Origin of the sequence: Burkholderia sp. BCC1644, assembly GCF_902833225.1 — a bacterium.
GTDB lineage: Bacteria > Pseudomonadota > Gammaproteobacteria > Burkholderiales > Burkholderiaceae > Burkholderia.
This window is the reverse complement of the sequence record NZ_CADFEI010000012.1, coordinates 23,519-41,455: the sequence shown is the minus strand read 5'-3', so window position 1 is coordinate 41,455 and position 17,937 is coordinate 23,519. Positions and strand designations below refer to the sequence as shown.

General features: G+C 68.3%; 19 protein-coding genes. 10 read left to right on the top strand and 9 right to left on the bottom strand.

Annotation, left to right across the window (positions count from 1 at the left end):
• Window positions 1-36 precede the first annotated feature (36 nt).
• From HWX87_RS23485 to HWX87_RS23475, 3 genes are all read right to left on the bottom strand, one after another.
• Window positions 37-417 carry a type II toxin-antitoxin system VapC family toxin gene (locus tag HWX87_RS23485; protein ID WP_176049519.1) on the bottom strand — a complete coding sequence of 127 codons (381 nt, stop codon included), beginning with the start codon at window positions 415-417 and terminating at the stop codon, window positions 37-39.
• Window positions 417-626 carry a hypothetical protein gene (locus HWX87_RS23480; RefSeq protein WP_176049518.1) on the bottom strand — a complete coding sequence of 70 codons (210 nt, stop codon included), beginning with the start codon at window positions 624-626 and terminating at the stop codon, window positions 417-419. Before HWX87_RS23480 ends, HWX87_RS23485 begins: the two co-directional genes overlap by 1 nt.
• Window positions 627-741: 115 nt before the next feature.
• Window positions 742-1,791, bottom strand: a complete 1,050-nt coding sequence (locus HWX87_RS23475) for a LysR substrate-binding domain-containing protein (protein WP_176049517.1) — start codon at window positions 1,789-1,791, stop codon at window positions 742-744.
• Window positions 1,792-1,897: 106 nt separating this feature from the next.
• Between HWX87_RS23475 and HWX87_RS23470 the strand changes: the two genes are divergently transcribed.
• Window positions 1,898-3,169 carry an MFS transporter gene (locus HWX87_RS23470; RefSeq protein WP_176049516.1) on the top strand — a complete coding sequence of 424 codons (1,272 nt, stop codon included), beginning with the start codon at window positions 1,898-1,900 and terminating at the stop codon, window positions 3,167-3,169.
• A 55-nt stretch (window positions 3,170-3,224) separates the two neighbouring features.
• On the opposite strand, the gene HWX87_RS23465 is transcribed toward HWX87_RS23470, so the two are convergent.
• Complete coding sequence (locus HWX87_RS23465; RefSeq protein ID WP_176049515.1) at window positions 3,225-3,863, bottom strand: glutathione S-transferase; 639 nt, start codon at window positions 3,861-3,863, stop codon at window positions 3,225-3,227.
• 111 nt (window positions 3,864-3,974) lie between these two features.
• Here HWX87_RS23465 and HWX87_RS23460 point away from each other — a divergent pair, with 111 nt between their 5' ends.
• The 3 genes from HWX87_RS23460 to HWX87_RS23450 all read left to right on the top strand — a co-directional run bounded on the left by HWX87_RS23460 (window position 3,975) and on the right by HWX87_RS23450 (window position 7,611).
• A complete protein-coding gene (locus HWX87_RS23460) occupies window positions 3,975-4,895 on the top strand; it encodes a LysR substrate-binding domain-containing protein (protein ID WP_176049514.1) in 921 nt (306 codons plus the stop codon).
• A gap of 266 nt (window positions 4,896-5,161) precedes the next feature.
• The gene (locus HWX87_RS23455) at window positions 5,162-5,446 is read left to right on the top strand and encodes a hypothetical protein (protein ID WP_176049513.1); all 285 of its coding nucleotides are present in this window, start codon (window positions 5,162-5,164) and stop codon (window positions 5,444-5,446) included.
• Window positions 5,447-5,490: 44 nt separating this feature from the next.
• On the top strand, window positions 5,491-7,611 hold the full coding sequence (locus HWX87_RS23450; RefSeq protein ID WP_176049512.1) for a phospholipase C, phosphocholine-specific: 2,121 nt from the start codon (window positions 5,491-5,493) through the stop codon (window positions 7,609-7,611).
• A gap of 18 nt (window positions 7,612-7,629) precedes the next feature.
• Here the strand turns inward: HWX87_RS23450 and HWX87_RS23445 are convergent, their stop codons facing one another.
• Window positions 7,630-8,253, bottom strand: coding sequence for an alpha/beta hydrolase (locus HWX87_RS23445; protein WP_176049511.1), 624 nt, complete (start codon window positions 8,251-8,253; stop codon window positions 7,630-7,632).
• Window positions 8,254-8,640: 387 nt separating this feature from the next.
• Between HWX87_RS23445 and HWX87_RS23440 the strand changes: the two genes are divergently transcribed.
• From HWX87_RS23440 to HWX87_RS23425, 4 genes are read left to right on the top strand one after another with little or no spacing between them, the layout of a single operon-like run.
• A complete protein-coding gene (locus tag HWX87_RS23440) occupies window positions 8,641-9,582 on the top strand; it encodes a glyoxylate/hydroxypyruvate reductase A (RefSeq protein WP_176049510.1) in 942 nt (313 codons plus the stop codon).
• A 32-nt stretch (window positions 9,583-9,614) separates the two neighbouring features.
• On the top strand, window positions 9,615-10,547 hold the full coding sequence (locus HWX87_RS23435; RefSeq protein ID WP_176049509.1) for a hydroxymethylglutaryl-CoA lyase: 933 nt from the start codon (window positions 9,615-9,617) through the stop codon (window positions 10,545-10,547).
• Between the two features lie 26 nt (window positions 10,548-10,573).
• The gene (locus tag HWX87_RS23430) at window positions 10,574-11,080 is read left to right on the top strand and encodes a YbaK/EbsC family protein (protein WP_176049508.1); all 507 of its coding nucleotides are present in this window, start codon (window positions 10,574-10,576) and stop codon (window positions 11,078-11,080) included.
• Window positions 11,077-11,283, top strand: coding sequence for a DUF1289 domain-containing protein (locus HWX87_RS23425; protein ID WP_176049507.1), 207 nt, complete (start codon window positions 11,077-11,079; stop codon window positions 11,281-11,283). The genes HWX87_RS23430 and HWX87_RS23425 overlap by 4 nt, the downstream gene beginning before the upstream one ends.
• Before the next feature lie 243 nt (window positions 11,284-11,526).
• Here HWX87_RS23425 and HWX87_RS23420 read toward each other — a convergent pair whose 3' ends face one another.
• Window positions 11,527-12,429 (bottom strand): DMT family transporter, encoded by a 903-nt coding sequence (locus tag HWX87_RS23420; RefSeq protein WP_176049506.1) that lies wholly within the window; start codon window positions 12,427-12,429, stop codon window positions 11,527-11,529.
• Between the two features lie 112 nt (window positions 12,430-12,541).
• Here HWX87_RS23420 and HWX87_RS23415 point away from each other — a divergent pair, with 112 nt between their 5' ends.
• Window positions 12,542-13,033, top strand: a complete 492-nt coding sequence (locus HWX87_RS23415) for an Lrp/AsnC family transcriptional regulator (RefSeq protein ID WP_176049505.1) — start codon at window positions 12,542-12,544, stop codon at window positions 13,031-13,033.
• 33 nt (window positions 13,034-13,066) lie between these two features.
• On the opposite strand, the gene HWX87_RS23410 is transcribed toward HWX87_RS23415, so the two are convergent.
• Window positions 13,067-13,963: an alpha/beta hydrolase gene (locus tag HWX87_RS23410; protein ID WP_176049504.1), complete on the bottom strand. Its 897-nt coding sequence runs from the start codon at window positions 13,961-13,963 to the stop codon at window positions 13,067-13,069.
• Window positions 13,964-14,253: 290 nt separating this feature from the next.
• Here HWX87_RS23410 and HWX87_RS23405 point away from each other — a divergent pair, with 290 nt between their 5' ends.
• Entirely contained in the window at window positions 14,254-15,213 is a 960-nt protein-coding gene (locus HWX87_RS23405) for a nitronate monooxygenase family protein (RefSeq protein WP_176049503.1), read from the top strand.
• A gap of 116 nt (window positions 15,214-15,329) precedes the next feature.
• On the opposite strand, the gene HWX87_RS23400 is transcribed toward HWX87_RS23405, so the two are convergent.
• Together HWX87_RS23400 and HWX87_RS23395 are read right to left on the bottom strand one after the other, a co-directional pair.
• Window positions 15,330-16,292: a LysR family transcriptional regulator gene (locus tag HWX87_RS23400; protein ID WP_176049502.1), complete on the bottom strand. Its 963-nt coding sequence runs from the start codon at window positions 16,290-16,292 to the stop codon at window positions 15,330-15,332.
• Between the two features lie 183 nt (window positions 16,293-16,475).
• Window positions 16,476-17,552: a porin gene (locus HWX87_RS23395; protein ID WP_176049501.1), complete on the bottom strand. Its 1,077-nt coding sequence runs from the start codon at window positions 17,550-17,552 to the stop codon at window positions 16,476-16,478.
• Window positions 17,553-17,937 lie beyond the last annotated feature (385 nt).

Here is a 17,937-nt window from a genome sequence, read left to right as displayed (position 1 = left end):
GCTGCCGGCAGATGAATTCCGACCCGACGGATTATTTCAAACTGTCAGAACCAGCGACAGGTCGTACCGGGCAAGGTGAGCGTCGGCCGTCACGAGCTGAAGCGGTTCGTGTCGTGCCTGCGCGACCAGCAGTCGATCGAACGGATCGCGATGGTGGTGAGGCAAATCACGCACGGCAGCCCCATGCACGGCCCGAACCGGCAACTCACGAATCCCGCTTGCTCCGATTGCACGGATCAGCTTGCCCAAGTCGATATCGAGCTTCCCCAGGCCAGCCTTGATGGCGGCCTCCCAGATACTCGCGCTGCTGACGAAACGCTCGTCGGCGGCCGAAATCAGTCTGCGCGCCCGTGCGCTGAGCTTGGGGTCATTGGTCACGATCCACAAGAAGATGTGCGTATCGAGCAACAGTCGCATCACCGCCCTTCGAATGCATCCAGCAGGGAATCGGGCAGCGGCGCATCGAAGTCGTCTGCGATTCGGACCTGTCCCTCCAGGACTCCGAATCGAATGGGTAGCGAAGCAGACGCGAGCTGATCGGCTGATTCCCCGCCGTTGCGGATCGATACATCCGCCCGTTGCGACAGGTCGATGGCGCTGGCACCGGGAATGTTCGTTTTGTGCATGATGGCCTCCGTTTCAGGTGACCATCACTGTAGTCAGGTTCCCTCGATCGATCCATTCGGCCGATCGGCAGAGGGACGAATGGATCGCGGCCCACGACGGCAACCGCAGGTGGCATCATGCCGCCAACGCCACCTCCCCCTCCGTCGCCTCCCGCACCGCCTGCGTCACGATCCGCGCGAGCCGGTCGACGGTCGGCGTCGCCGACGACGCGCGCCGCAGCAGGATCAGCGGCAGGCTCGGCAGCACCGGCAATCCGAGCGAAGCCGCATCGAGCACGCGCACCGACGCGGGTAGCCCGTAGTGCGAACGCACCGTCAGCCCGAGGCCGGCCGCCGCCGCGGCCCATAATCCGGCGAGACTCGGCGTCGTGAACGCGATGCGCCACGGCACGCCCGCGCGATCGAGCGCATCGGTCGCTGCGCCGAAGAACCGGCACGGCCGGTCGAACACGACGAGCGGCAACGCCTCGCCCGCGTCACGTCCGCCCGCTGCGGCGTGCACGGCGGCCGCCCCGCCTTCCGCGCCCTCGTCGCCCCCACCCGGCATGCCGAACCCGCCCGCCCCCGTTGCCCCGATCCACTGCATCGGCACCTGCGCGATCACTTCGCTGTCGATACCCGGCCGCGAGAGCAGCGCGGCCGACACCGGATCGCCCCATACCAGCGCAAGGTCGAGCTGGTTCGCGTCGAGCCGGTCGAGCAGGTCGGCATTGCGCGCCACGCGCGCCTCGATCCTCACCTTCGGATGCGCGCGCGCGAACCGTCCGAGCACGTCGGGCAAAATCGCCTCGCCGAAATCCTCCTGCAGCCCGACGCGCACCCAGCCGTCGAGATTCACGCCGCGCACCGCCGCAGCCGCCTCGTCGTTCAGTTCGATCATCCGCCGCGCATAGCGCAGCATCGCGTCGCCGGCATCGGTCAATGCGAGCCCGCGCCCGGCTTTCACGAACAACGGCGTGCCGGCCTGCTCCTCGAGCTTGCGGATCTGCGCACTCACCGCCGACGACGAGCGCGCGACGCGGTCGGCCGCCTTCGCAAAACTGCCGAGATCCACGCCCACGACGAGGCTGCGCAGCGCCGCCACGTCGAAGTTGGGCCGGGCCAGCGCGGCATCGGCCAGCGCGAGCGACTCGCCGTCGCTACGTGGAATGTCATGTCCGGGCATATCAACCATCCTGTTTTATCGAACGATTCATCAAGAACTTTCCGATTTTCAGGATGAATGTAGGCCGCCAGACTGTGGATGTCAATTTCCAACCGGGCCTGCCGTCATGGATACCACCTGCATCGCTTCCCCCTCCTCACCCGAGCGCGACGTGCGCGGCCCGGCCCATCGCTGGCGCGTGCTGGCGGCCGGCGTCGCCGCGAACATGAGCTTTTCGGCGGCCGCGGCCGGCATTCCGACCACCGCCGTGTGGATGCGCTCGGCCTACCACCTCGACAACGGCGCGCTCGGCCTCGTGCTCGGCGCGCTCGGCTTCGGCGTCGCGCTGTCCGAGCTGCCGTGGGGGATGGCCGCCGACCGCTTCGGCGATCGCCGCGTGCTGCTGACCGGGCTCGTCGCGACGGCCGCGATGCTCGCGCTGATGGTGTGCACGATCGTCCCGACCGCGCACGCGGTGCCGCCGCTTGCGCGCGTCGTCGCGGCGATGTGCTGCGTCGGCCTGCTCGGCGGCAGCGTGAACGGGTCGAGCGGACGCGCGGTGATGCGCTGGTTCGGCGAGCGCGAACGCGGGCTCGCGATGAGCATCCGCCAGACGGCCGTACCGCTCGGCGGCGGCGTCGGCGCGGCGCTGCTGCCGTCGCTCGCGTCACATCTCGGCTTCGCCGCGGTGTTCGGGGCGCTGATGCTGCTGTGCGCGGGTTCGGCCGCGCTCACCTGGCGCTGGCTGCACGAGCCGCCCGCCGAGCCGGCCGTGGCGCACCTCGCCACGCAGCGCCCCGTCGCGCGGCAGCCGGACGCGCAGCACGCGCGCAACCCGCTCGCGAGCGGCGCCGTGTGGCGCATCGTGCTCGGCATCGGCCTGCTGTGCGCGCCTCAGTTCGCGGTGCTCACGTTCGCGACGGTATTCCTGCACGACTTCGGCCGGCTCGGCCTCGCCGGCATCAGCGCGGCGATGGTCGTGCTGCAGCTCGGCGCGATGGTGATGCGCGTGTGGAGCGGCCGTCATACCGACCGGAACGGCAACCGGCGCGCGTATCTGCGCGGCTCGGTGCTGGTCGCGGCCGGGTCGTTCACGCTGCTCGCGGCCGCGACGGCCGGCAGCGTGCACGTGCCGCTCGCGGCGATCGTCGCGATTCTCGTGTTTGCCGGCATCTGCGTATCGGCATGGCACGGCGTCGCATACACGGAACTCGCGACGCTCGCGGGCGCGAACCATGCGGGCACCGCGCTCGGGATGGCCAACACGATCGTCTACCTCGGGCTGTTCGCGACACCGCTCGCGATTCCGCCGCTGCTCGCCGTCAGTTCATGGAGCGTGGTGTGGCTCGCGGCCGCGCTGGTCGCCGGCGCGACCTATCCGCTGTTCGCCGCGAAATAGCAGCCGCTCGTCACACGCGGGCGGCGCAGCACGCACCACGACGCCCGCGCATCCGTCAGGCCGCCTCGCGCGCCAGTGCGCGCCGCGCGGCCGGCCGCTCGGCCTCGCGCTGCGCGTGGGCGGTCCACGCGGGGTACTGCGTCATGTCGAGTCCGATCGCGACGCCCCAGCGATACAGCACGAACAGGAACGGATCGACGATCGAATGCGCGCCCGGTTCGGCCCACGTGCGGCCGTCGGCGAACGCGGCTTCGATCGTCTCGTTCGCAGCTTCGATCGTGCCGCGCCCGTGCGCGCTGACTGCGCCGTGCAGCGCCGGATCGCCGATGAAGCGGCCCGGCCGCCACAACGCGCCGTAGCCGACGCCGTGCACCCAGCCGACCAGCCAGGCGAGCCATTCATGACACCGCGCCTCGCGCAGCGGATCGCCGAGCGGCAGCAATTGCGCATCCGGATAGCGGCGCGCGAGATACGTGAGGATCGCCGGCGTTTCGGTCAGCACGCGCGGCTCGCCCGGAATCGCGAGCACGGGCACGCGCGCCTTCGCGTTGATCGCCAGATAGGGCGCCGCGAGGTTCTGCTGCTTCTGCACCGAGACGATCTCGACGTCGAACGGCGCGCCGGTTTCCTCCAGCGCGATGTGAGCGGCAAGCGAGCAGGCGCCCGGCGAAAGATAGAGACGATATGCGTTCATGGTGTGGGGCCCGACGGGGCTGTGGAAGACGGAACCGAGTGTAGGAACGCGTACCGATGCGCGGCAAACGATGAATTGTCGTGCTCGGACATTAGTGTTACTAATACCCGCATGCGACGCATCCACCTCCCTCCGCTGCAGACGCTGCGCGCGTTCGAGACCGCCGTGCGGCTGCAGAGCTTCACGCGCGCGGCCGACGCCCTCGCGCTCACGCAAGGCGCGGTCAGCCAGCACATCCGCGCACTCGAGGCGCAGCTCGGTTATCCGCTTTTCACGCGCGAACGCAACGGCGCGACGCCGACGCATGCCGCGCACGCGCTCGCGCTGCAGGTGCGCCAGGGCCTGAGCGTGCTCGAACGGGCGTTCGAGCCGGCACTCGCCGTACGCAGCCGCCCGCGCACCTGCGACGTGACGCTGAACGTCAGCGTGCTGCCGAGTGTCGCCGAGCGCTGGCTCGCGCCGCGCCTGCCGCGCTTCGCGGCCGCGCATCCGCACATCGCGATCGCGCTGCACCCGGACGTGGCGCTCGCGCCGCTGCGCAAGCGCGACCGCATCGACGTCGCGCTGCGCTACGGGCCCGGCACCTGGCCGGGCGTCGTCGCCGAAAAGCTGATGAACGAGACGATCTTCCCGGTCGCGAGCCCCGCGTACCGCAATCGCGACGGCATTGCGCCACGCATGCCGGCCGATCTCGTGCGCGCGACGCTGCTGCGCCATCCCGCGCAGCCGTGGGAACCGTGGCTCCAGGCCGCGCGGCTCGATCTCACCGAATCCGCTCGCGCGCCGCGCTTCACCGATGCGAACGCGCTGATCGACGCGACGCTGAAAGGACGCGGCGTCGCGCTCGCGCGCCGCTCGCTGATCGAGCCCGAACTCGCGGACGGCACGCTCGTGCGCGTGTCGACGGTGCGCGTGACCGACGTGTATGCGCACTACGTCGTGTGGCGCCCCGGCCATCCGCACGAAGCGGCGATCCGCACCTGGCTCGACTGGCTGCGCAGCGAGGTGCGGCGACGCACACCGAGGCGCTGACGCAACGCGATCGGCCGCACGCGTCCATCATGAACGGTCAGGCCGCCGCGGACGCGCGTACGCGTCGCATCGCGTGCCCGGGTAAAAGTGCCCGACTCGCTTCGTCCGCCGGAAAATCTTGCGCCGCCGCCACTCCGTGCAAGTGCATGGTCAGGATATCGAAAGCATTCTGCGATCACGCACTGGACGCAAACGATTCACCGAAACGTCGCATCGGATCGGCATACTCGAAAACGTTTCCCGATCAGCCTGCCAGGAGAGAAGTCATGCGTCGCGTTTCCGTCGTCGTCGTTCTTTGTGCCGCCGTTTTCGTCGCCGCCTGCAGCGACGACGCGCAGCACGACGCCCACGCGACCGACGCCTCGCAGCCAGCAGGCGCATCGGCCGGCTCCGCCAGCGCGTTCAACAACGATGCCAGCGCGAATGCCGCCGCGTCCGATGCCGCACCGCTCGCGCCGCCCGTCGTGCACTACCCGCCCGATGACGACGACGACGCGAAGCCTGCGACGAACGCAGCCGCGTCGAGCGCCGCGGCGTCGTCGCCGGGCTGATCCCGCCGCTTCCGTCCCCCGACCGCAGAACCGAGGTGAACAACATGACGTCATCGAGCCGCCGCCGTTTCCTGCATACCGTCGCACAATCCGCGGGCGCCGCCGTTGCGCTCAACGCCTTTCCCGAATCGATCCGCCGCGCGCTCGCGATTCCCGCCGCGCGCGGCACCGGCACGATCCGCGATGTCGAGCACATCGTCGTGTTCATGCAGGAAAACCGCTCGTTCGATCATTACTTCGGACACCTGCGCGGCGTGCGCGGCTACAACGACCGCTTCCCGATCCCGCTGCCGAACGGCAAGCCGGTGTGGTACCAGCCGTCGAAGGCCAATCCGGGCAAGCCCGTGCTGCCGTTCCGTCTGAACACGCTGACGACGAGCGCGCAGTGCGTCGGCGATCTCGACCACTCGTGGTACAAGACGCACGCGGCGATCGACGGCGGCCGCTACGACCAGTGGCCCGCGAACAAGACCGACATGACGATGGGCTATCACGTGCGCGAGGACATCCCGTTCCACTACGCGCTCGCCGATGCGTTCACCGTCTGCGACAACTACTTCTGCTCGCTGCCGGGGCCGACGCACCCGAACCGCTCGTACCTGATGACGGGCACGGTCGACCCGACCGGCAAGTTCGGCGGCCCGCTGCTCGACAACAGCGACTACGTCGACGGCGACGGGCCGCCCGCGTACCAGCTGCTGTCGTGGACGACCTTCCCCGAACGCCTCGAAGCGCACGGCGTGTCGTGGCAGATCTATCAGCAAGGGACGACGGGCAACGATCCGTACAACGGCAACTACGGCACGAACGTGCTGCAGAACTTCGCGAACTTCATCAACGCGAAGCCCGGTTCGTCGCTGTACCAGCGCGCGCAGACCGTGCGCACGCTCGACAACCTGAAGGACGACGTGATCAACGACCGGTTGCCGCAGGTGTCGTGGCTGTGCCCGCCGGCCGCGTTCTCCGAGCATCCGAAATACACGCCCGCGTACGGCGCGAACTACACGTCGCAGATCCTCGATGCGCTCACGTCGAACCCGGACGTGTGGCGCAAGACCGTGCTGTTCATCATGTACGACGAAAACGACGGCTTCTTCGACCACATCGTGCCGCCGCAGCCGCCGACGTCGGCCGCGCAGGGCGCGTCGACCGTGACGACCGACGGCGAGCTGCATACGGTCGTGAACCCCGGCCGCGGCGGCAGCTACACGGCCGACGGCCTGCCGTACGGCCTCGGGCCGCGCGTGCCGATGACGGTCGTGTCGCCGTGGACCAAGGGCGGCTACGTGTGCTCGCAGGTGTTCGACCACACGTCGGTGATCCGCTTCATCGGCGAACGCTTCGGCATCGACGAACCGAACATCACGCCGTGGCGCCGCACCGTGTGCGGCGACCTCACCGCCGCATTCGACTTCCGTTCGTCGGATGCGTCGTTCCCGCCGCTGCCCGACACGAGCCAGTACCGCTCGATCGCGGACCAGCAGTGCACGTCGCAGCCCGCGCCGACCGTCCCCACGACGCCGTCGCCGGTCGACCCGCAGGAGCCCGGCGTGCGGCCCGCGCGCGCCCTGCCGTACGAGCTGCACGTGAACGCGAGCCTCTACGGCGGGACGAAGCTGCGCATCGAATTCGCGAACCGCGGCAACCAGGGCGCGCACTTCCACGTGTATGCGACGAACCGCACCGACGGCCCGTGGCGCTATACGGTCGGCGCGCGCCGCGTGCTGCATGCGGACTTCGACCTGACGGTGACGAACGGTGCGTATGCGTTCTCGGTGTACGGGCCGAACGGCTTCGTGCGCGTGTTCTCCGGCAACGTGTCGGCCCCGGCCGCGCCTCACCGCAACCCGGCGCAGCCGGAGGTCAAGGCCGGCTACGACATCGCGAACGGGAACCTGTACCTGAAGCTGCGCAACCACGGTGGCGCCCACGTCACGCTGACGCTGGCCGACAACGCGTACGGTGCGCCGTCGCGGCAGGTGACGCTGCACGGCGGCGACGAGCATGTCGAGCAGTGGGCGCTCGCATCGAGCCACCAATGGTATGACGTGACGGTGAGCGACGGCGCGAACGGCACGTTCTCGCGCCGCTTCGCGGGCCACGTCGAGAACGGCCGGCCGAGCTATTCGGATCCGGCCGCCGTCAAGCCCGTCGCCGCGTCGTAAGCGCGACGGCCCGCGCCGTCAGACCGCGTGCGCGAGCGCGCGGTCGACGAGCGTGGCTTCGAAACCGTCGTCCGCATCGCGAAAGCGCAGCGGCGCAGCGCAATGCACCAGCGTGTCGATGAAGTATTTCGCGCGCGGCCACGGCCCGAAGCCGGCCGCCGTGTTGATGTGCCCGGCGTCGCCGAGGTTCACGAACGCGCTGCCGAGGCGCTGCGCGAGCGTGCGCGCATCGGCGAGCGGCATCCACGGATCGGTCTCGCTGCCGATCACGATCGACGGCACCGCGAGCCGGCGCGCGTCGAACGGCCCGGCGAACGTGAATTTTTTCGGACTGGCGGGCGCGACGAACAGCACGCCCGCGACATCGCCCGTATGCGGCCCCTGCGCGAGCGCATGCGCGGCGGCGAGGCAGCCGAAGCTGTGCGCGGCGAGCACGAACGGCCCGCGCTCGCGATCGAGCAGCGTGCGTACCGAACGCGCCCAGCCCGCGAGATCGGGTGCGTCCCAGTCGTCTTGCTCGACGCGCAACGAACGCGGGAACTGCCGCTCGAGCCAGGTCTGCCAGTGAGCGCCTTCGCTGCCGTGCAGGCCCGGAACGGTGACGAGCCGCGGCGGCCACGCCGATTTGCTGCATGCGCTCATGATTGCCCTCGCTTGCTTGAAGACGAGGTTCGATTGTGGCGCGGCGTCCCCGGCGGCCGAACCAATATTTTGTGCTTTGCTTTTGCAGGGGGCGGCCATCCGCGGGCCGGCCATCCGTGGGCTGGCCATCCGCCGGACGTCGACCCGGAGGCCGGTCATCCGCAGGGCGGCCATCCGCGGCCGGCCGGACCGCGCGACGGCGCAATATGCCGCGAAACCGTAGAATGTGGGCTTCCCGTCAGCTTCACACCGAGCCGGGCCGGGCGCCGATGCGCCGGGCCCGGTCGTCAGGAGACGCCCGATGTCCGCTACGCCCGCCGGCGCGCTGCGCCCGGCCCCGCTCGCCTCGCCCGTGACGCGCCCCGCCGGCGCGCCCGCCATCACGCAATGAAGATCCTGTTCTATTCCCCGCACCAGGAAGCCGGCGCATGGCGCGACGAGATCGCGCGCGCGCTGCCTGAAGCCGAACTACGCGCGTGGCAGCCGGGCGACACGGCCGCCGCCGACTACGCGCTCGTGTGGCGCGCGCCGCGCGAATTCTTCGCACCGCGTGACGGCTTGCGCGCGATCTTCAACCTCGGTGCGGGCGTCGACGCGCTGCTTGCGCTCGATCGTGCGCATCCCGGCACGCTGCCCGCGCACGTGCCGCTGGTGCGGCTGGAAGATTCGGGCATGGCGCAACAGATGGTCGAATACGTGACGCACGCCGTGCTGCGCTACCTGCGCCGCTTCGACGAATACGACGCGCTGCAGCGCGAGCGCCGCTGGCAGCCGCTCGAACCGCATCCGCGCGCGAGCTTTACCGTCGCCGTGCTCGGCCTCGGCGTGCTCGGCACGCAGGTCGCGCGCGCACTCGCCGCGCTCGGCCTGCCGGTGCGCGGCTACAGCCGCAGCGCGAAGCAGCTCGACGGCGTCACGACCTTCGCCGGCGACGGTGCATTCGACGCGTGCATCGACGGCGCGAAGGTGCTCGTCAACCTGCTGCCGAGCACGCCGGACACCGACGGCATCCTGTCGTCGCGTGCGTTCGCGCGGCTCGCGCCCGGCGCGTACGTCGTCAACGTCGCGCGTGGTGCGCATCTCGTCGAGGCCGACCTGCTCGACGCGCTCGCGAGCGGCCGGATCGCCGCGGCCACGCTCGACGTGTTCCAGCACGAACCGCTGCCGCAAGACCATCCGTTCTGGCTCGCGCCGCGCATCACGATCACGCCGCACAGCTCGGCCGAGACGCTGCGCACGGAGGCCGTCGAACAGATCGCCGGCAAGATCCGCGCGTTCGAGCGCGGCGAGCGCGTCGGCGGTGTCGTCGACTACGCGCGCGGCTACTGAATTCCGCCCTACCGAAAAATCAGGAGACAACCATGACATTCCCCACCGCCGTCAAGATCGTCGAAGTCGGCCCGCGCGACGGGCTGCAGAACGAGAAGACCTTCGTGCCGACCGACGTGAAGATCGCGCTCGTCGACCGGCTGTCGCGCGCCGGCTTCCGCAATATCGAGGCCGCGTCGTTCGTGTCGCCGAAATGGGTGCCGCAGATGGCCGACGGCGCCGACGTGATGGCCGGCATCGAGCGTCGCGCGGGCACCGTGTACTCGGTCCTCACGCCGAACCTGAAGGGCTTCGAGAACGCGGTCGCCGCACGCGCGGACGAAGTCGTGATCTTCGGCGCGGCGAGCGAGGCGTTCTCGCAGCGGAACATCAATTGCAGCATCGCCGAGAGCATCGCGCGCTTCGAGCCCGTCGCGAAGGCCGCGAAGGACGCGGGCCTGCGGCTGCGCGGCAGCGTGTCGTGCACGCTCGGCTGCCCGTACCAGGGTGAAGTGCCGGTCGCATCGGTCGTCGACGTCGTCGAACGCTTCGCGGCGCTCGGCTGCGACGAGATCGACATCGCCGACACGATCGGCGTCGGCACGCCGAAGCGCACGCGCGAAGTGCTCGCGGCCGTCACACGCGTGTTCCCGCGCGAACGCCTGTCGGGCCACTTCCACGACACCTACGGCCAGGCGCTCGCGAACATCTACGCGGCGCTGTTCGAAGGGATCGAGATCTTCCACGCGTCGGTCGCGGGCCTCGGCGGCTGCCCGTACGCGAAGGGCGCGACCGGCAACGTCGCGACCGAGGACGTGCTGTACCTGATGCACGGCCTCGGCATCGACACCGGCATCGATCTCGCTCAGGTCGTCGCCGCCGGCGACTTCATCTCGAACGCGATCGGCCGCGCGAACGTATCGCGCGCCGGTCGCGCACTGCTCGCCAAGGCACAAAGCGCGGCCGACGACGCGACCTGCGTGTGACCGCGGCACTCCACGGATTCCTCGACATGACGACACCTGCTTCATTCGATTCCCTCCCCGATTCCGCGCGACGCGTCGCGCTGCTGCTGCGCGAGCGCGGCCATGCGAAAGGCATCGTGATGCTCGCCGAAACCGGCAAGACGTCGGCCGAGGCCGCAGCCGGGCTCGGCTGCTCGGTCGCGCAGATCGCGAAGTCGATCCTGTTTCGCCGTCAGTCGGACGGCGCGCCCGTGCTCGTGGTCGCGAGCGGCGTCAATCGCGTCGACGAGAAGAAGGTGGCCGCACAAGTCGGCGCGGTCGGCCGCGCGGACGCGAAATTCGTGCGCGACAACACCGGCTACGCGATCGGCGGCGTCTGCCCGATCGGCCATCTCGTCGAACCCGTCACGCTGATCGACGCCGACCTGCTCACGCTCGACAGCCTGTGGGCCGCGGCCGGCCATCCGCACGCGGTGTTCAACCTGTCGCCCAACGAACTCGTGTCGCTGACGGGCGCGCCGGTCGCGGACGTCGCGTTGCGGGACCCGGCATGAGCGACGTGCCGCTGACGGTCGGCACGGTCGCGTCGCCGTGCACCGACGTATGCCGGATCGATCCGCGCACCGACTGGTGCGCGGGCTGCCTGCGCACGCGCGACGAGATCAAGGGATGGCGGGCGTCGGACGACGATGCGAGGCGCGTGCTGCTCGCGCGGCTCGATGCGCGGCGGCGCCTGCTCGCCGGAAGCGAAGCATAAAAAAAAGCCGTTCAGCCTCACGGGCGAACGGCGTCGAGATCGGAATCCTGTGAACGTGATCAACGTCACAGCCCGCATCATACGAGCGACGCGCACCGCTCGCATCGGGTGTTTCCCTACAACTTCTTACAGCGTCTTTCACACCCGCGCGCGAGCCGCTTTCGCGCGCAATCATCGTTCCTCGAATTCACGTTCGGCGCGCCGCGGCGGCATCGTGCAGCGGCGCCGAATCGTACGACCGTTTCAGTTGCCGACCGCCGCGCGACGCGCGGGCACGATGCGCCAGCCGAGGTTCACGCCGGCCGCCGCGAGCAGGATCAGCAGCGCGCCGAACACCTGCGTCCACGCGAGCGTCTGCCCGAACGCGACGTGATCGACGACGATCGCGACGACCGGATAGACGAACGACAGCGCCCCCGTCATCGCGGTCGGCAGCTTCTGGATCGCGCCGTACAGCAGCACATACATCAGGCCCGTGTTGACGACGCCGAGCACGATCAGGTCGAGCCATTGCGCGGCCGTCGCGGGCAGCGTGCCGAAGTGCGCGAACGGCGCGAGCAGCACGACGCCGAGGCCGGCCTGCAGCAACGCGAGCAAATGCGGCGGCGTGCCCTTCAGGTGCTTCGTGACGATCGACGAGATCGCATACAGGAATGCCGCGCCGAGCGACAGCGCAACGCCCTCGAGATACTCGCCGGGCACGGCGAGCACGGACGGCTCGACACGCACCACGAACACGAGCCCGGCGAACGCGAGCGCGAGCCACGCGACCGTCGACGCGGTGATCCGTTCGCGGAACACGATGGCGCCGAGCGCGACGAGCATGAACGGCTGCGTGTTGTAGACGGCGGTCGCCATCGAGATCGACGCGCGCGAATAGGCGGCGAACAGCAGCAGCCAGTTCGCGACGATCGCGACGCTGCCGAGCGTCGCGAGCGCGAGCATTCGCGGCGAGAACAGCGAGCGGCGCAGGAAGCCGAACGCCGCGCAGACGATCGCGAGCGTCGCGGCGCCGAACAGGCAGCGGAAGAACACGACATTCGTCAGCGGCTGCTGCGACGACATCACGAGCCAGCCGATCGTGCCGGACATCAGCATCGCGACGATCATCTCGGCGGCGCCGCGGCGAATTTCATTCGAGGCCATCATGAACTCCGTTGAAGAGAGTGGATGACTTCGATTCTAGAAACTTGCTTTCACCGTAACCACGGCTAAACTGAAGTGAATCAGCCGATTGACCTTCGAAAGCAAAGCGATCATGCCGAAACGCCTTTCCCCACCCGCCATCGCGTCGCTCGACGCGACCGACCGCGCGATCCTCGCGGCGCTCGCCGACGACGCACGCATCGCAACCAGCGAACTCGCGCGGCAGATCGGGCTGTCGGCACCCGCGACCGCCGACCGCGTGCGCCGACTCGAAGCGCAGGGCGTGATCGCCGCGTTCACCGTCGAGCTCGACCCGCGCGCGCTCGGCTACACGCTGCAGGCGATCGTGCGCGTGAAGCCGCTGCCGGGCCAGTTGCACCTGGTCGAGGAGTTGCTGCGGCGCATTCCCGAATTCGTCGAATGCGACAAGGTCACCGGCGAAGACTGCTTCATCTGCCGGCTCTACCTGCGCACGATCGAACACCTCGACGACATCCTGTCGAAGGTGACGGAGCGCGCGGAGACGAGCACCGCGATCGTGAAATCGACGCCGGTGCCGCGCCGCCTGCCGCCGCTCGTCGAAGACGACCACGCGCATCGCTGAGCAGCGGGCGGCACGCGCCGCCTGTCCGCCCCCTTATGCAGCCGGGTCGCGCGCCTCGAAGAACGCGAGCAGTTCGTCGATCAGCGCGACCGGCGCCTCTTCCGGAATGTAGTGCCCGCATTCGAGCGCGCGGCCGCTGACGTCGCGTGCAACGCGACGCCATTCGTCGAGCGGATCGAAGCAGCGGCCGACGATCCCGTGCTCGCCCCACAGCACGCGCAGCGGGCACGCGACCTTGTTGCCGCGCTCGAGATCCGCACGATCGTGCTCGAGGTCGATCGTCGCCGACGCGCGGTAGTCCTCGCACATCGCATGCACGGCGCCCGGCTGCGCGAGCGCGGCGCGATATGCGTCGAGCGCTTCGGGCGCGAACGGCGCGAGCCCGGCCGACCGGTTGCCCATCACGCGCTCGATGTACGCATCGGTATGCGCGCCGACCAGCGTCTCGGGCAGCGGCGCCGGCTGGATCAGGAAGAACCAGTGGAAATACGCGGTCGCGAATGCGCGGTCGGTTTTCTCGTACATCGCGAGCGTCGGCGCGATATCGAGCAGCATCATCCGCTCGACGGCGTCCGCGTGATCGAGCGCGAGCCGGTGCGCGACCCGCGCGCCGCGATCGTGCGCGCATACGTGGAAGTGCTCGAAGCCGAAATGCCGCATCACCGCGACCTGGTCGGCCGCCATCGCCCGTTTCGAATACGGCGTGTGCTGCGCGTCGCTCGGCGGCTTGCCAGACGCGCCGTAGCCGCGCAGGTCGGTGGCGATCACCGTGAAATGATTCGCGAGCGTCGCGGCAACGCGATGCCAGATCATGTGGGTTTGCGGATGTCCGTGCAGCAACAGCAGCGGCGGACCCGCGCCTCCTTTGACACCGAAGATGTCGGTGTCCTGCACCGTCACGCGAAACGGTGCAAACGCCTCAAACGACATGGTTTGTTTCTCGTTGGTTTGTTATGGCGGCTATTTTAGGAGCGCTCGTGCATCTACACAGCGTGACAACAGCCAGAAACCCTAGAAAGAGAACACTCACTCGATTGCCGCCACACCGCGCATTTTGTTAAGCTCGCGTAGAATCGCACGACCGTTCGTATTAATATGAACGTCCTCGAACGCGTCCGGTTCGCAGCTACACTCGAATCACCGTTCGAATGCAAAGCATGGTGTCGGCATCCGCGCGATGCGCGCGGGCGCCGGCGCCCCCTGGAGACTGGAGACATCACATGGCATTGCCCGCTGTCCTGCAGAACCTGACGCTGCCCGTCATCGCGTCGCCGATGTTCATCGTCAGCTATCCCGAACTCGTGCTCGCGCAATGCAAGGCGGGCATCGTCGGTTCGTTCCCCGCGCTCAACGCGCGTCCGGCCGAACTGCTCGACGAGTGGCTCACGCAGATCCAGTCGGAGCTGGCCGACCACAAGGCGAAACACCCCGACGCGGTGATCGGCCCGATCGCGGTCAACCAGATCGTCCACCAGTCGAATGCGCGGCTCGAACACGACGTGCGCGTCTGCGTCGAGCACAAGGTGCCGATCTTCATCACGAGCCTGCGCGCGCCGGCGCGCGAGATCGTCGACGCGGTGCACAGCTACGGCGGCATCGTGCTGCACGACGTGATCAACCTGCGCCATGCGCAGAAGGCGCTCGAAGCCGGCGTCGACGGGCTGATCCTCGTCGCGGCCGGCGCCGGCGGCCACGCAGGCACGACCTCGCCGTTCGCGCTGGTCGGCGAAGTCCGCAAGATCTTCGACGGCCCGATCGTGCTGTCCGGCTCGATCGCGAACGGCGGCTCGATCCTCGCCGCGCAGGCGATGGGCGCCGACTTCGCCTACATGGGCACGCGCTTCATCGCGACGCAGGAAGCGCACGCGATCGACGACTACAAGCACGCGATCGTGAACGCGAAATCGTCAGACATCATCTACACGAACCTCTTCACCGGCGTGCACGGCAACTACATCCGCGAGAGCATCGAGAAGGCCGGCCTCGATCCGGACGCGCTGCCGGAATCGGACAAGACGAAGATGAATTTCGGCAGCGACAAGACGAAGGCGTGGAAGGACATCTGGGGTGCCGGCCAGGGCGTTGGCCTGATGGACGACCTGCCGAGCGTGGGCGCGCTCGTCGAGCGGCTGAAACGCGAGTACGACGACGCGAAGGCGCGGCTCGGCATTCCGCGCTGAAGGAAGTGGCGGCCCTCGCGGCCGCCATCGACACGCCAACCGTCGGACCAAACAAAAAGCGCGAACCGCAGCGGTTCGCGCTTTTTTTATTGCCCCGCCGCAGCGGGACGCATCGCTCAGACCGCGCGCTTCATCCGCGTGATCGGCAGCACGCGCAGGCGCGATTCGATCGACGGGCACAGCGACTGCCCTTCGAAACGCGCCGCCAGGAAGTCGACGAACGAACGCACCTTCGCGGACACGTGGCGACGGCTCGCGTACACCGCATAGATCGGCGCTTCGTGCGGCGGCACGGAATCGAGCAGTACCGGCACGAGCCGGCCCGATTCGATGTCGTCGCCAACCACCTCGGTGCCGAGCAGCGCAATGCCCGCGCCGGCGAGCACGGCGGCGCGCAGCCCTTCGAGATGATTCACGATCAGGTTGCCGTTCAGGTTCACGCGCGACGCAGCGGCCGCGTCGATCACCAGCGAATCGAGCATCGTCGAATTCGAATCGCGCCGCAGGTAGTTGTGGTGCGCGAGATCGGCGATCGTCTGCGGCGTGCCGTGCTTCTCGAGATACTCGGGCGACGCGACCAGCAGGATGTGCGCGGTCGCGATCTGCCGCGCGACCAGCGACGACGATTTCAATCCGTTCGGCGCCGCGCGTACCGCGACGTCGTAGCCTTCCTCGATCAGGTCGACCACGCGATCGGACAGCGTCATGTCGACGGTTACGTCCGGGAACCGGCCCGCGTAATCGGTGACGGCCTGCATCACGTGCCGCAACCCGAACGCGGATAGCGACGTCACGCGCAGCCTGCCTTGCGGCACCACGCTCGCGGCGCCGACAGCCTGCCCGGCTTCGTCGAGTTCCGACAGCGCCTGCACGAGGCGCTCATAGTATTCGCGTCCCGCCTCGGTAGGCGCAACGCGTCGTGTCGTGCGATGCAGCAGCCGCGCGCCGAGCTGTTGCTCGAGATGCATCACGTGCTTGCTCGCCATCGCAGCCGACATCTGCATGCGCTCGGCCGCGCCGACGAAGCTGCCCACTTCGACGACGTAGCGAAACACATTCATGCTGACGAGGGTATCCATCGAACTAGCTCGTAATGACGGGGGAATGGTCCAATTACGAGATAGGGTAACAAAGGCGAGGAAACAGAAAGGTCAACAAAGGCAAAACGGCGCCGCGAGTGGCGGCGCCGTTTCTGGCGGGAAAACATGCAGCCGGAACGCGTGATTTACGCGCGCGGCCGGCGCACCGTTCGCGCGTGCGCGTCAGAACTTCGCGCGGATGCCTGCGCCGAACGTGTTGCCGGACGACAGGCCGCTGATTTTGTCGTTCATGTAGGCCGCGTAGACGTCCGTGCGCTTGGACAGCGGATAGTCGTAGCCGACGGCCCAGGTCTGGCGCGTCTGGTCGAGGCCGCCCGCGTCGCGCGAGTATGCGTACGACGCCATCGCGTTGCCCACGCCGAGCGGCACCGACACGCCGCCCTGCGCGGTGTTCACGTGCCAGCTGCCCGCGACCTGGTCATTCTTCGTATACATGTACTGGCCGAACAGCTTCACGAGCTTCAGGTCGTAGGTCGCGCCGACCAGCGCGATGCCCTGGCTCTTCATGCCGGTGACGAGCGCGCTCAGATCCTGCGGGCCGTTGTTGAAGTTCACGTACTGGTACACGGCGGTGGCCGCGAACGGGCCGTTCGCGTAGTTGAACTGCGCGCTCCACTTCTTCGAACGGTTGTCGCCGGCCTGGTTGCCGAGCGCGTACATCGCGCCGAAGTTAAGGCCACCGAACGAAGGCGACGTGTACGACAGTGCGTTGTTCCAGCCCGAATCACCCACCGCGCCCTGGTCGCTCGGATAGGTCGGGAACGTGCCGAGGCCGAGGAACACGTGATACACCATCGGCGAGAAGGTGTACGAGTCGTAGAACGGGTTGAACAGGATCGTCGACAGGAACAGGTGCGTCGTCAGGCGGCCCGCCGTCACCGTGCCGTACGGGGAGCTGATGCCCACGTACGCGTTGCGCGCGAAGAACGTGTCGCCCTGGAAGCGGCCGAACTGGCCGTTCTGCGCGCGGAAGAAGCTCTCCATCGTGAAGATCGCCTTGTAGCCGCCGCCGAGATCCTCGGCGCCGTGCAGGCCCCAGTACGACGTCGACATGCCGCCGCCGCTCACGTTCCATGCGCGATTGCCGCCCGGGAACTTGGTTGCGCCGACCCATTCGTCGACCTGACCGTAGAGCGACACGCTCGACTGTGCGTGGACGGGCGCAGTGGCCGCCACGCAGGCGGCTGCGGCGATCAGCTTGACGGACGTGCGCGACGCACGGCGAGCAAATGCTTTCATGGGATCTCCAGATTTTGTCGAATAGTCGATAAGTGGCGCGAGCGTTGTTTTTTGGAGCCGAGTGCTTGCGTCGTATGGGGCGCAGCCATCTTTACGGATCATTCGTCCGGTCAAAATTGCGCACACTTATTGCTGGTATAGCGGCAGCATTAACTTCGCGGATTTGATACATGGCCGGATGCACGGCAGCGGCCCGGCGCGAACGCGGTCGCGCGGCGGGGCGGCGGCGTGGCATGCGCGTGCCGGGCGCGAAAGATAGCGCAATGCGGCGGGAAAATCAGCGGAAATCTGCGCGCGACTGTGGCGAATTCGCATCAGCCGGCAGGGGTCTAGGGCCTGTTCCCGCTAATAACGGGCTTGCGAACGCGCCTTGCCGGTCGCAGTG

What these genes read in the sequence shown, in the direction of transcription:
- HWX87_RS23450 (WP_176049512.1), top strand. Translation starts at nt 5,491, where the DNA reads ATGACGTCATCGAGCCGCCGCCGTTTCCTGCATACCGTCGCACAATCC.
- HWX87_RS23425 (WP_176049507.1), top strand. Translation starts at nt 11,077, where the DNA reads ATGAGCGACGTGCCGCTGACGGTCGGCACGGTCGCGTCGCCGTGCACC.
- HWX87_RS23420 (WP_176049506.1), bottom strand. Translation starts at nt 12,429, where the DNA reads ATGGCCTCGAATGAAATTCGCCGCGGCGCCGCCGAGATGATCGTCGCG.
- HWX87_RS23430 (WP_176049508.1), top strand. Translation starts at nt 10,574, where the DNA reads ATGACGACACCTGCTTCATTCGATTCCCTCCCCGATTCCGCGCGACGC.
- HWX87_RS23480 (WP_176049518.1), bottom strand. Translation starts at nt 626, where the DNA reads ATGCACAAAACGAACATTCCCGGTGCCAGCGCCATCGACCTGTCGCAA.
- HWX87_RS23400 (WP_176049502.1), bottom strand. Translation starts at nt 16,292, where the DNA reads ATGGATACCCTCGTCAGCATGAATGTGTTTCGCTACGTCGTCGAAGTG.
- HWX87_RS23445 (WP_176049511.1), bottom strand. Translation starts at nt 8,253, where the DNA reads ATGAGCGCATGCAGCAAATCGGCGTGGCCGCCGCGGCTCGTCACCGTT.
- HWX87_RS23470 (WP_176049516.1), top strand. Translation starts at nt 1,898, where the DNA reads ATGGATACCACCTGCATCGCTTCCCCCTCCTCACCCGAGCGCGACGTG.
- HWX87_RS23460 (WP_176049514.1), top strand. Translation starts at nt 3,975, where the DNA reads ATGCGACGCATCCACCTCCCTCCGCTGCAGACGCTGCGCGCGTTCGAG.
- HWX87_RS23440 (WP_176049510.1), top strand. Translation starts at nt 8,641, where the DNA reads ATGAAGATCCTGTTCTATTCCCCGCACCAGGAAGCCGGCGCATGGCGC.
- HWX87_RS23485 (WP_176049519.1), bottom strand. Translation starts at nt 417, where the DNA reads ATGCGACTGTTGCTCGATACGCACATCTTCTTGTGGATCGTGACCAAT.
- HWX87_RS23395 (WP_176049501.1), bottom strand. Translation starts at nt 17,552, where the DNA reads ATGAAAGCATTTGCTCGCCGTGCGTCGCGCACGTCCGTCAAGCTGATC.
- HWX87_RS23415 (WP_176049505.1), top strand. Translation starts at nt 12,542, where the DNA reads ATGCCGAAACGCCTTTCCCCACCCGCCATCGCGTCGCTCGACGCGACC.
- HWX87_RS23410 (WP_176049504.1), bottom strand. Translation starts at nt 13,963, where the DNA reads ATGTCGTTTGAGGCGTTTGCACCGTTTCGCGTGACGGTGCAGGACACC.
- HWX87_RS23405 (WP_176049503.1), top strand. Translation starts at nt 14,254, where the DNA reads ATGGCATTGCCCGCTGTCCTGCAGAACCTGACGCTGCCCGTCATCGCG.
- HWX87_RS23435 (WP_176049509.1), top strand. Translation starts at nt 9,615, where the DNA reads ATGACATTCCCCACCGCCGTCAAGATCGTCGAAGTCGGCCCGCGCGAC.
- HWX87_RS23465 (WP_176049515.1), bottom strand. Translation starts at nt 3,863, where the DNA reads ATGAACGCATATCGTCTCTATCTTTCGCCGGGCGCCTGCTCGCTTGCC.
- HWX87_RS23475 (WP_176049517.1), bottom strand. Translation starts at nt 1,791, where the DNA reads ATGCCCGGACATGACATTCCACGTAGCGACGGCGAGTCGCTCGCGCTG.
- HWX87_RS23455 (WP_176049513.1), top strand. Translation starts at nt 5,162, where the DNA reads ATGCGTCGCGTTTCCGTCGTCGTCGTTCTTTGTGCCGCCGTTTTCGTC.